The sequence below is a fragment of the Jeotgalicoccus sp. ATCC 8456 genome, from assembly GCF_016313225.1.
GTDB classification, from domain to species: Bacteria; Bacillota; Bacilli; order Staphylococcales; family Salinicoccaceae; genus Jeotgalicoccus; species Jeotgalicoccus marinus.
The window spans coordinates 1,454,671-1,467,407 of record NZ_CP066224.1 but is presented as its reverse complement, the minus strand read 5'-3'; the positions used below and the strand labels follow the sequence as shown (position 1 = coordinate 1,467,407).

General features: G+C 39.9%; 9 protein-coding genes and 2 tRNA genes. All 11 read left to right on the top strand.

Annotated elements, in window-relative coordinates; translation table 11 throughout:
- The first annotated feature begins 40 nt into the window (after nt 1-40).
- The 11 genes from hutH to JEM45_RS07520 all read left to right on the top strand — a co-directional run bounded on the left by hutH (nt 41) and on the right by JEM45_RS07520 (nt 12,642).
- On the top strand, nt 41-1,531 hold the full coding sequence (gene hutH / locus JEM45_RS07570) for a histidine ammonia-lyase (protein WP_198687220.1): 1,491 nt from the start codon (nt 41-43) through the stop codon (nt 1,529-1,531).
- A gap of 21 nt (nt 1,532-1,552) precedes the next feature.
- Nucleotides 1,553-3,211, top strand: a complete 1,659-nt coding sequence (gene hutU, locus JEM45_RS07565) for a urocanate hydratase (protein ID WP_198687219.1) — start codon at nt 1,553-1,555, stop codon at nt 3,209-3,211.
- A complete protein-coding gene (hutI, locus tag JEM45_RS07560; protein ID WP_026867081.1) occupies nt 3,211-4,443 on the top strand; it encodes an imidazolonepropionase in 1,233 nt (410 codons plus the stop codon). The genes hutU and hutI overlap by 1 nt, the downstream gene beginning before the upstream one ends.
- Nucleotides 4,444-4,747: 304 nt before the next feature.
- Nucleotides 4,748-6,025, top strand: a complete 1,278-nt coding sequence (gene serS, locus JEM45_RS07555; protein WP_198687218.1) for a serine--tRNA ligase — start codon at nt 4,748-4,750, stop codon at nt 6,023-6,025.
- 66 nt (nt 6,026-6,091) lie between these two features.
- Complete coding sequence (locus JEM45_RS07550) at nt 6,092-7,012, top strand: DUF2232 domain-containing protein (protein WP_198687217.1); 921 nt, start codon at nt 6,092-6,094, stop codon at nt 7,010-7,012.
- Nucleotides 7,013-7,014: 2 nt separating this feature from the next.
- Nucleotides 7,015-8,991, top strand: a complete 1,977-nt coding sequence (locus JEM45_RS07545) for a DHH family phosphoesterase (protein WP_198687216.1) — start codon at nt 7,015-7,017, stop codon at nt 8,989-8,991.
- Entirely contained in the window at nt 8,988-9,434 is a 447-nt protein-coding gene (rplI, locus tag JEM45_RS07540) for a 50S ribosomal protein L9 (protein ID WP_166626395.1), read from the top strand. Before JEM45_RS07545 ends, rplI begins: the two co-directional genes overlap by 4 nt.
- 23 nt (nt 9,435-9,457) lie before the next feature.
- The gene (gene dnaB / locus JEM45_RS07535) at nt 9,458-10,846 is read left to right on the top strand and encodes a replicative DNA helicase (RefSeq protein ID WP_235678845.1); all 1,389 of its coding nucleotides are present in this window, start codon (nt 9,458-9,460) and stop codon (nt 10,844-10,846) included.
- Nucleotides 10,847-10,960: 114 nt separating this feature from the next.
- Nucleotides 10,961-12,247 (top strand): adenylosuccinate synthase, encoded by a 1,287-nt coding sequence (locus tag JEM45_RS07530; protein ID WP_198687215.1) that lies wholly within the window; start codon nt 10,961-10,963, stop codon nt 12,245-12,247.
- 216 nt (nt 12,248-12,463) lie between these two features.
- Nucleotides 12,464-12,535: transfer RNA gene (locus JEM45_RS07525), tRNA-Glu, on the top strand.
- 34 nt (nt 12,536-12,569) lie between these two features.
- Nucleotides 12,570-12,642, top strand: a tRNA-Asp gene (locus tag JEM45_RS07520).
- The last annotated feature ends 95 nt before the right edge of the window (nt 12,643-12,737 follow it).

Sequence of the window (12,737 nt, the reverse complement as noted above, 5' to 3'; positions counted from 1 at the left end):
TTTATGTCTTTTTTTAATAGGTAAATTTAGGAGGGATTACATGACAGTTTTACAGCTCGATGGTGAAAATTTAAATATTGAGTCGCTCAAAGATTTCCTAGGAAATACAGAGAGTACCGTAGAAATTACCGAGGAAGCTTATCAGAAAGTTGATGCTTCAAGAAAAGTAGTCGATAAAATTATCGACCAAGAAAAAACAATATACGGCATCACAACAGGGTTTGGTCTCTTTTGTGATGTGTTGATTTCAAAAGAGAAGGTGAAAGACTTACAAGTGAACCTAATCCGCTCGCACGCTTGTGGTGTGGGTAAACCCTTTGATGAACCCGTCGCTCTACTCATGATGGTACTGAGACTAAACACGATGCTTAAAGGACATTCAGGTGTGACAAGAGATCTTGTTGATCAGCTACAACTCTTCATCAACAAACGGATTATTCCAGTTGTGCCTGAGCAAGGCTCACTCGGTGCCTCAGGTGACCTTGCACCACTGTCTCATATGGCACTCACTTTAATTGGTGAAGGAGAGGTCTTCTATCTAGGTGAACGTCAACCGACACATAATGTTCTAGAATCCCTAGGTATCGAGCCTATTACCCTTCAGGCCAAAGAAGGTCTGGCACTCATTAATGGTACTCAACCTATGACGGCTCAGGGGGTCATTAATTACATTGAGGCCGAAAAAATGATGCAGGACAGCTTTTGGATTGCTTCACTGACTCATCAGGGACTAAACGGGATTACAGATGCTTATAATCATCAGATTCATGAGTCGCGTGGTTATCCAGAACAAATCTATGCTGCACAACAAATGCTTGACTATCTTGAAGGGTCTGAGTTAACAACGAGACAAGGTGACTTAAGAGTTCAAGATGGCTATTCACTCAGATGCATTCCACAAGTCCACGGGGCATCGTTACAGACCCTAAAATACGTTAAAGAAAAATTAGAAATTGAGATGAATGCGGCAAATGATAACCCACTTATCTTTAGTGAGGATGAAGTATTTTCTGGAGGTAACTTTCACGGGCAACCGATCGCTATCGCAATGGATCTCTTAAAAATTGGAGTCGCTGAAATTGCTAATATTTCAGAGAGACGTATTGAACGCCTAGTCAACCCGGCCTTAAATGGTGATCTACCTGCCTTTTTAAGTCCAGAAGAAGGACTTCAATCCGGTGCGATGATCTTACAATATGCTGCAGCAAGTCTAGTATCTGAAAATAAAACACTCGCCCACCCTGCGAGTGTGGATTCTATTCCATCATCAGCTAACCAAGAAGACCACGTTTCTATGGGTACTATTGGTTCAAGGCATGCCAGAGACATTATTAATAACACAAGAAATGTCTTAGCGACTGAGCTTTTTATAGCTTTAACGGCAGTAGAAATTAAAGGGATTGATAAATTATCACCAAAAACTTTTGAGAAATTCAAAGAATATCGTCTGATTGCAGATTTCATAGACCAGGACCGTAATTTTTCATATGAAATTAACGACCTATCAACAGCTTTAAGAGAAATGTTATAAAAATCAAAGGGGATGACCAATATGGTTAGAGAAATCAAAGCTAAAAAAGGCTTAGAAATCGAGTGTAAAGGTTGGGAGCAAGAAGCGGCATTACGTATGCTCTATAACAATTTAGATCCAGAAGTAGCAGAACGTCCGGAAGATTTAGTGGTTTACGGTGGCATCGGTAAAGCAGCTAGAAACTGGGAATCTTTTGAAGCAATCGAAAACACTTTAAGAAATCTAGAAGCAGATGAAACCATGCTGATTCAATCCGGTAAACCTGTGGCAGTATTTAAAACACATGAAGAAGCGCCGAGAGTGCTCTTATCGAACTCTGTACTGGTACCGAAATGGGCGACCTGGGAACACTTTAATGAGCTAGATAAGAAAGGGCTCATGATGTACGGACAAATGACAGCAGGTTCATGGATTTATATCGGCTCACAAGGCATTGTTCAAGGTACTTATGAAACCTTTGCAGAACTTGCCAATCAAAACTACGGTGGTAGTTTACGTGGAACGGTAACCTTAACTGCTGGTTTAGGCGGTATGGGCGGGGCACAACCACTTGCAGTCACTATGAATGAAGGGGTCGCGCTTTGTGTGGATGTTGACGAAACTAGAATCGATAAACGCATCGAAACACGTTATCTAGATGTGAAAACAGCATCACTGGATGAGGCATTAGACTTAGCGGACAAGGCAAGAAATGAAGGACGTCCCTTATCCATTGGTCTCATAGGTAATGCAGCTGAAGTCCACCATGAAATTCTGAGTCGTGGTTTTAAAATTGATGTTGTGACTGATCAAACATCTGCTCATGATCCTTTAAACGGTTATGTGCCTGAAGGTTATTCTTTAGAAGAAGCAAAACCATTGAGAGAAGCTGACCCAGTTAAATACGTGAAATTATCAAGTGAATCAATGGCCAAACACGTTCAAGCAATGTTAGCTTTTCAAAAAAATGGCTCAGTCGTCTTTGATTATGGTAACAATATTCGCCAAGTTGCCTATGATACAGGTGTAGACAATGCCTTTGATTTCCCTGGCTTTGTACCAGCTTATATTCGACCTTTATTCTGTGAAGGTAAAGGACCATTTAGGTTTGCAGCCTTAAGTGGAGATCCAAAAGACATAGAAGCAGCTGATAAAAAGATGCGTGAACTGTTCCCAGACAATGAAAAACTATTACGCTGGTTAGATATGGCAGAAGAGAAGATTGCTTTTCAGGGACTACCATCAAGAATTGCATGGTTAGGCTACGGCGAACGAGCCAAAATGGGACTAGCCTTAAATGACATGGTGAAATCAGGTGAACTTTCAGCACCTGTTGTTATCGGACGAGATCACTTGGACTCAGGCTCCGTTGCCAGTCCGAACCGTGAAACTGAAAGTATGAAAGACGGTAGTGATGCAGTCGGAGACTGGGCAATCCTCAATGCCTTAGTTAACACTGCTGCGGGTGGATCATGGATTAGTGTTCACCACGGTGGCGGTGTGGGTATGGGCTACTCGCTGCACGCTGGTATGGTTGTCGTAGCTGATGGGACCGACCGTGCAGCTCGCCGTCTCGAACGTGTATTAACATCAGATCCGGGGATGGGTGTTGTAAGACATGCTGATGCTGGTTATGATATCGCGATTGAAACAGCCAAGGAAAAAGGCGTTAATATTCCAATGCTAAAGGAGAATCACTAATGAACGACTTAATGATTAAAAATATAAAATCTTTAATTTTACCGAAGAAAACAGAAGGACCTTTGAAAGGCAAAGAGATGGATGAACTTGAAATCATTGATGATGCGGTCGTTGTCATCAATGGTAAAAAAATCGTCTATGCAGGAAAAGATACCAGTGATTTTCAAGCTAAAGAATTCATTGATGCACAAGGAATGATTGTCTCCCCTGCCCTAGTTGAGCCTCATACACATGTGGTTCACGGTGGTTCAAGAGAACATGAGATGTCACTGAAACGCCAAGGTGTGGACTACTTAACCATACTAGAACAAGGTGGTGGTATTTTAAATACCGTTGAAAGAACGAGAGAAGCATCAGCCGACGACTTGTTTAATAAGGCTGCTAAAAATATTACTCGCATGATTCAACATGGGGTTCTGGCCGTTGAAAGTAAGAGCGGATACGGCTTAGACAAAGAAACAGAACTCAAACAACTCGAAGTATCGAAACGTTTAGAAGCAGCATTTCCGATTGAAATGCGTCATACCTTCCTAGGCCCACATGCAGTTCCTAAAGGACGAGACTCAGAAGAATTTCTGGATGAAATGATTGCCTTACTCGATGATGTAAAAGGTTTAGCAGATTTTGCAGATATCTTTACAGAAACAGGCGTCTTCTCTGTAGAGCAATCAAGAAAATATATGGAAGCTGCTAGAGAAAAAGGATTTAGAGTCAAAATCCACGCAGATGAAATAGATCCACTTGGTGGTTTAGAACTTGCGATTGAACAAGATGCGATTAGTGCGGATCACCTCGTTGCGGCAAGTGAAGCGGGTAAAAAACAACTAGCTGACTCAAATACTGTCGCTGTCTTATTACCAGGAACAACATTTTACTTAGGCAAAAATGAATTTGCTGATGCGCGTGGCATGATTGACCAAGGTGGTGCTGTTGCACTTGCTACAGACTACAATCCTGGTAGTTGTGTGACAGATAATCTACAGATGATTATGGCTATTGCAGCCTTAAAATTGAAGATGACACCGAATGAAATTTGGAATGCAGTCACAGTCAATGCAGCACAGGCGATCGATGTGGACAGAGGCACGCTTGATGAAGGTGATGATGCCAACCTAGTCATTTGGGATGCACCGAATCATGAATATATTCCATATCACTACGGCGTCAATCATGCTCATACTGTTATTGCAAATGGGCAGGTTATTTTTGAACGTCCAGGGCTCAAGTTATAAGCTTGCAATTTTTAGTTTGATAAGCTAAGATAGCATCAAATTAATAATTACTACTTCCGAAAGAAGCAGTAGCAAGACCGTCAACTCAAGAGAGGTTATGGTTGGTGAAAATAACCGTCGGAATTGTGAATTTCTATCTTTCATTCAAGAAGTAGTCGGCTTATGCCGTTATCAGATAGAGATGGTATCAGTACACTGATGCTAATTAGGGTGGCAACGCGTAGACCACGTCCCTTACCAGGGATGTGGTCTTTTTGTTTTAATCATCTGAATGAGCATAAATATAAAAATTGGAGGTCATATTATGTTAGACATTAAACTGCTTAGAAAAGATACGGACAATGTGAAGAAAAAAGTTGAATTAAGAGGATTAGATCCTGTAGTCATTGATGATATTTTAGGCCTTGATACAGAACGCCGTGAACTAATTCAAAAAACAGAAGAATTGAAAAGTCAGCGTAATAAAGTCTCTCAAGAAATCGCAATTAAAAAGAAAAATAAAGAAGATGCTGATGATGTCATTAAAGAAATGCGTGAAGTCGGAGAAGAAATCAAAGATATTGATGAGCGCTTAAATACGATTGAAGAAGAGTTTCATGATAAAATGAGCCGTATTCCAAACCTAATTCATGATGATGTGCCTCAAGGGAAGGATGATAGTGAAAATGTAGAAATTAGACGTACGGGAGAGCCGAGAAACTTTGACTTTGAGCCAAAAGCACACTGGGATATCCTAGACGATCTAGAACTTGCAGACTTTGACCGTGCTGCTAAAGTATCAGGTGCGCGCTTTGTCTACCATACAGGTGACGGTGCGCGTCTAGAGCGCGCACTGATGAACTTAATGTTAGATGTCCATGCAAAAAACAACTACCGTGAAATGATGACGCCACAAATTGTTAGAGCTGAAGCAATGTATGCGACTGGTCAATTACCAAAATTCGGTGAAGACTTATTCAAAATTGAAGATGAAGAGATGTACACGATTCCAACTTCGGAAGTGACACTCACAAACTTCCACAAAGATGAAACATTAAAGAACGATCAACTGCCAGTGAAATTCACTGCTCAAACAGCTTGCTTTAGAAGTGAAGCGGGTTCAGCAGGTAGAGATACACGTGGTTTAATTCGCTTACACCAGTTCAACAAAGTTGAGATGGTTCGCCTAGAACGTCCAGAAGATTCATGGCAAGCACTAGAAGAGATGACGAATCATGCAGAAAACATCTTAAATCTTTTAGAAATCCCTCACCGCACGGTGCTATTATGTACTGGTGATATCGGTTTTGGTTCTTCTAAGACATACGACGTTGAAGTTTGGTTACCAAGCTACAATGATTATAAGGAAATCAGTTCAATTTCAAATATGACAGATTTCCAAGCACGTCGCGGCAATATTAAATTCAAGCGTGATAAGGATTCTAAAGCGGAACTTTTACACACTTTAAATGGTAGTGGACTTGCTGTTGGAAGAACGATGGCTGCCCTACTTGAGAACTATCAAAATGAAGATGGTACTGTCACAATTCCGGAAGTTTTACGACCATATATGGGTGGTCAGGAGAAGCTTGAAAGGTTATAATATAAATACTCGATGCTCCTATTCGCAATTAATAGGAGCATTTATTTTTAAAAGAGGAGTGTAACATTGAATAACAAAATATCTACGGGTACCTTAGCCCTTACACTGCTCGCTGTTACAGTTTATATAATGCTCACAGAGATCACCTTGGTATTTGGTGCTGTTGTGATGCCATTCGCGGTATACTTACTTATAAAAATTAAACAGCAATCGGCAACGAATTACTGGATTCTATTCTTCAGTTTCCTAGTTCCAGCCTTGCTCTTTTTATCACCGCTTGCAGCGGCATGTTTCATCATTCTATACATCATAAGTAGTCTGTTAGATTACACACTTAAGAAAAAATTGTCTCAAGAAATCACGATATTTTATACGACATTTGCACTTGGCCTAAGTGTGATGGCCATGGTTTTAATCATGCAAATGATGGGCTTCTTGAGACCTTTATCGGAAATATATTCAACATTTAGGGACTGGTATAAAGAACAATTAAATTCAGTTAGCGCACTGACACCAGAAGCACTAGATCCAGAGACAATCTTGCAGTCATTAGATTTATATTTTCAAAATCTACCAGCCTTCCTCATCATAGGGAGCTTTTTCTTGGCAGTTTACGTCATACTTATCTTTAGGATATTGCCAAACGATACGACAAAAATGTGGCACTATAGAAGCTTTGATAAGTGGATGATGCCACGCATGTTACTTTATGTATACATGATTATCTTTTTAATTACACTCTTTAGTGGTAACTGGGAAGAAAGTACAATATCACTATATAGTAATATCTCAATCATCGTTGAATCAGCAATTTTCATTCATGGACTTGCATTTGCTTATTATTTTATGATTAACAAGAAGGTAAATAAGGTATTATCTATTATCATTTTGATTCCGCTTGCCATCTTTAGACCACTTACAATTCTTATTGGTCTTTTCGAAATGATATTTAGAATCAGGTTGATTATGGAATTGAGGAGGAAGTAGCAATGTTTCGAGTATTAGATAAAAAATTGATGCTCATACCTTTTATCGTATTGGCATTTCATATTGGAATACTTAGCATTGCTATGGTGCTGAACTATACGGTATTTGGAATTATCGCTATCTTGGTTAGTATTGTGATATTAATCTTGGTTTATATTTATTTACACCGTTGGCTCGTCTTAAGTGAGAATCGCTTAATAGAGCTTTCTAAAGATATGGCCGGTGCAAGAAAATATGTTGTAGATAATCTACCACTTGGCGTTATCATGTTAAATGACGATGAGGAAATCGCATGGATGAACCACTATATGTGTGAGCAGATTCCTGAAGATTATCACCATGAACCAATCAACAGAGTCTTCCCGAATATCATGACAACCTTAAAAGCGAATAACATACAGTCTATTGATGCATCATATGGAGATAGGAATTATCAGGTTCACTATTATGATGAACATAATTCACTTCTACTCCTTGATATTACAGATGAGAAAAATATGGAAGTTGCCTTAGAAGATAAGGATCCTGTCATCGGAATTTTATTCCTCGATAATTATGATGACATGACTCAGAACATGACAGAGGCACTTAAGAGTGATTTAAACAATAGTCTGACTAACATCATTAATGATTGGGCAACAGAAAATCATGTCTATTTAAGACGTTTTTCTAATGACCGATTTATTATGGTGATGTCAGCTAAAAGTCTATCTAAAATTGAAGAGACTAAATTTGTTTTACTTGACCAGGTACGTGAGAGCTCAGATGCACATGGTGCTCAAATTACTTTAAGTATCGGTATTGGTGAAGGTTCAAGTGACTATATTGAAGTTGGCGAACTGGCGCAATCTTCACTAGATTTAGCACTCGGGCGCGGTGGCGACCAAGTTGCTATTAAAACCATCAATGGCAGTGCTAGATTCTATGGTGGTAAGACAGATCCAATGGAAAAACGTACACGTGTTAAAGCACGCGTAATGGCTCATGCTTTAAGAGATATCCTCTTAGAGGGTGACAATGTCATAATTATGGGGCACAAGAACCCTGACGTTGACTCAATTGGTTCTTCAATTGGAGTTGCGAAGATTGCCTCTTCCAATGGAATTAAAGCAAATATCATCTTAAATGATGAGGATATCGATGATACTTTATCCCGCTTGATGAAAGAAGTCGAAGCTAAAGAAGACTTATATAATATCTTTATAAATAGCGAAGATGCATGGGATATGATGTCACCGAAAACAACGGTTGTTATCGTTGATACACACCGTCCGTCCATGGTGCTTGATGAAGATATTCTTAATAAAGCGACGAGAAAAGTGGTTATCGACCACCACAGACGTGCAGATGATATGATATCAAGTCCCCTACTCGTCTACATGGAGCCTTATGCTTCTAGTGCGAGTGAGCTTGTTGCAGAGTTATTAGAATATCAAAATAAACAGAAGAAACTCTCTCGTATTGAGGCAACGATTATGTTGACTGGTATTATTGTTGATACGAGAAACTATACACTACGTACGGGGTCACGTACCTTTGATGCGGCAAGTTACTTGCGTAGTAACGGTGCGGATCCTGTACTTGCACAAACCTTCTTAAAAGATGATATTGATACGTTTATTGCCCGCAGTGACTTAATTAAGTCAGCCGAAATAAGCGACAAGGGTATCGCAATCGTTAAGGCAGATGATACGATGACATATCATCCAGTGACAGTAGCTCAGGCTGCAGACCAACTACTACAAATTGAAGGTGTTCAGGCATCATTTGTTATGGCGATTAGAGAAGATGAAACGATTGGTGTTTCAGCGCGTTCTCTAGGCCAAGTCAATGTCCAAATCATCATGGAAGAAATGAACGGCGGCGGACACTTAACGAATGCTGCAACCCGTATAGAAGGCAAAACTATGGATGAAGCGTATAATGAATTAAAAGAAGTCATTGATACTTTTATTAATAATAGGAGTGACACAGAATGAAGGTAATATTTTTACAAGATGTTAAGAACAAAGGGAAAAAAGGCGAAGTAAAAGAAGTAGCAACAGGTTATGCACATAACTTCTTGTTTAAAAAAGGACTTGCAGAAGAAGCAAATCAAACAAATTTAAAAAAATTAGAAGCGCATAACGAAGAGGTTCGTCAACAAGAAGCTGATGAACTTCAAGCAGCTAAAGATTTAAAAGTTGAACTTGAAGGTAAAGAAGTTGAAATCAAAACTAAAGCTGGAGAAGACGGTCGTCTATTTGGATCCGTTAGTTCTAAGCAAGTTATTGAAGCATACCAAAGTCAGCATGACATAAAATTAGATAAGCGTAAGTTAGATATGCCAGAACCGTTTAAGAGTTTGGGCTACCATAAAGTGAATATCAAACTTCATAGTGAAGTGGAAGCAGAGTTAAAAGTACACGTTGTTGAACAGTAAATTTAAGTTAGGAGGAATCGATAATGGAAATGAATCGCCGCATGCCACACGATAATGATGCAGAACAATCGGTGCTCGGGGCAATCTTTATCGATTCATCTATCTTTTTAAATGTGACAGAAGTCCTTGAACCTGAAGATTTCTTTAGGCATGAGCATCAACATATTTTCCGGGCGATGATGCTATTATCTGAAGAAAATGCTGAGCTCGATGTCGTAACGATTTCAGATAAGTTAAGGTCGATGGATGAACTCAATAACACGGTTAACCCACGTTATTTAGCGGAACTCGCAAATGTCACACCGACGAGTCGTAACTGGCAGTTCTATGCAGATATTATTGCAAGACAGTCGCTTAGACGTAAATTGATTGCAGTCGCAGATGAAATTGCGAATGATGGTTTTCAAAATGAAGTCGACATAAATGACTTACTTTCAGAAGCTGAAGCACGTATTATGGGTGTTTCTGAAGGTCGTCGTAATGACGGCTTTAAGTCTATGAAAGACGTTGTGCATGAAGTTTATGAACAAATTGAAGCGCTAGCTGGTAATGATAATGGTATTACGGGTATCCCGACAGGGTTCCGTGATTTAGACTTCATGACGTCGGGTTTTGGTCGTAACGATTTGATTATACTTGCAGCCCGCCCCTCTATGGGTAAAACGGCTTTCGCTTTAAACATTGCGAGCCATGTTGGGACTGCACCTGCAGGCTACACTGTTGCTGTATTTTCACTCGAGATGGGTGCGGATCAATTGGTAAGTAGGATGATATCGAGTCAGGGTATGATCGACGCGACGAAACTCCGTCAAGGCTCACTCGACCATCAGGACTGGGATAACTTCACAACGGCAATCGGTACACTGGCGAACTCTAAGATCTTCATCGATGATTCAGCGGGTATACGTGTCAATGAGATTAGAGCGAAGTGCTTAAGACTCAAACAAGAACATGGCCTCGATATGGTCATCATTGACTACCTCCAACTCATTCAAGGTTCGGGAAGTCGTCGAGGTGAAAACCGTCAGCAGGAAGTCTCAGAGATTTCACGTATGCTAAAAGGCTTAGCACGTGAAATGCAGTGCCCTGTCATTGCACTGAGTCAGCTCTCTCGTAGTGTTGAAGCAAGACAGGATAAAAGACCGATGATGAGTGACTTACGTGAGTCAGGCTCAATTGAGCAAGATGCAGATATCGTTGCCTTCTTATACCGTGATGATTATTATAATCGTGGTGATGGTGAGGATGACGAAGAAGGTGCTCAGAGTGTTCAAGATGAAATAGAAATTATATTAGCTAAGCACCGTAACGGTCCTACAGGGACAGTTAAACTGATATTCAACAAATCGTATAGCAGCTTTTTCGATCAAGATCGAAGAGATTATGACGATAATTATATACCGCCAGCTTAAAAGTCCGAATGTTTTTCATGATCATTGTGAAAAATGTTCGGACTTTCTTGATTTTTAGTATGAAGATTGGTAGAATAATAAACGGTAAATAATCAATCATTTGGAGGCAATCATATGTCTGGAACAGTAGTTGTTGGAACACAATGGGGAGACGAAGGTAAAGGAAAGATTACAGATTTCCTATCTGAAGATGCACACGTTATTGCACGTTTCTCAGGCGGAAATAATGCAGGTCATACGATTCAATTTGGCGGAGAAACATATAAACTTCACTTGGTACCATCAGGAATTTTCTACGAAGACAAGCTTGCAGTCGTCGGTAACGGGGTTGTTATCGATCCAATCTCTTTAATTAAAGAGCTTGATGGATTAATCGAACGTGGTGTGAGTGTAGATAACTTACGAATTTCGAACCGTGCACAAGTCATCTTACCGTATCACCTACTCCAGGATGAGTTAGAAGAAGAAGCTCGTGGAGATAATAAAATTGGTACAACTAAACGAGGAATTGGCCCTTCTTATGTCGATAAAGTTCAGCGTATAGGTATTCGCATGGCAGATTTAATAGATGCTGAAGTTTTCGAGCGTCGTTTATCGGAAAACCTTAAGATTAAAAATCATACATTAAAAGCTTTATACGATCACGATGGCTTCACATACGAAGAAATTTACGAACCATATAAAGCAGCTGCAGAACGTTTAGCACCGTATGTATGTGATACTTCTAAGCTACTAGATGATGCTTTCCAAGGTAATGAAAATGTACTATTCGAAGGTGCACAAGGTATCATGTTAGATATAGATCATGGTACTTATCCATTCGTTACATCAAGTAACCCAGTTGCAGGTAATGTGACAGTTGGTTGTGGTGTTGGTACAGCAAACGTGAAAAATGTTGTCGGTGTGTGTAAAGCCTATACATCACGTGTTGGAGATGGTCCATTCCCAACAGAACTATTTGATAAAGACGGCGATCACATCCGTGAAATCGGACGCGAGTACGGCACAACAACAGGCCGTCCACGTCGTATTGGTTGGTTCGATTCAGTTGTATTACGTCACTCACGCCGTGTGAGTGGTATTACGGACCTATCACTTAACTCGATCGACGTATTAAGTGGATTAGAAACGGTTAAAATCTGTACAGCCTATGAAATCGATGGTGTTGAAATTACAGAATACCCAGCAACATTAGAAGACTTAAAACGTGCAAAACCAATCTACAAAGAAATGCCAGGTTGGTCAGAAGACATTACGGGCGTGAAGTCATTAGACGAACTACCTGAGAATGCTTATAACTACTTACGTGAAATTGAGAAGCTAAGTGGTGTATCTATCTCTATCTTCTCAGTAGGTCCAGACCGTAACCAAACAAACTTACTAAAAGACTTCTGGGCATAAGTTATATATTATGAAGCACCTCGATTTTTAATCGAGGTGTTTTTTGATTAGTTGTTATGAAGGCGTGCTCTGGTGTTAGCTCGGCTTCGAAATCAAAACTACAAGACACAATTAAGAAATTAATCAATTCCACTAGTTAAAACTACAAAAAACTATTGTATTCAAATTTCGCTTCATGGTATAATATATTTTGTGTTATTTATCTATTAAGAATATGGCCCGTTGGTCAAGCGGTTAAGACACCGCCCTTTCACGGCGGTAACACGGGTTCGAGTCCCGTACGGGTCACTTTTAATTTTTATTAAAACTGCATAAGTAAGTTGGTCCCGTGGTGTAGCGGTTAACATGCCTGCCTGTCACGCAGGAGATCGCGGGTTCGATTCCCGTCGGGACCGTCTGTAAGAGTCTGTAGCAATTAAGCTATCAGACTTTTTTATTTGCTTGAAAAGTGATACATTTAAAGATGGATAAGTTTACGTATACTATTATG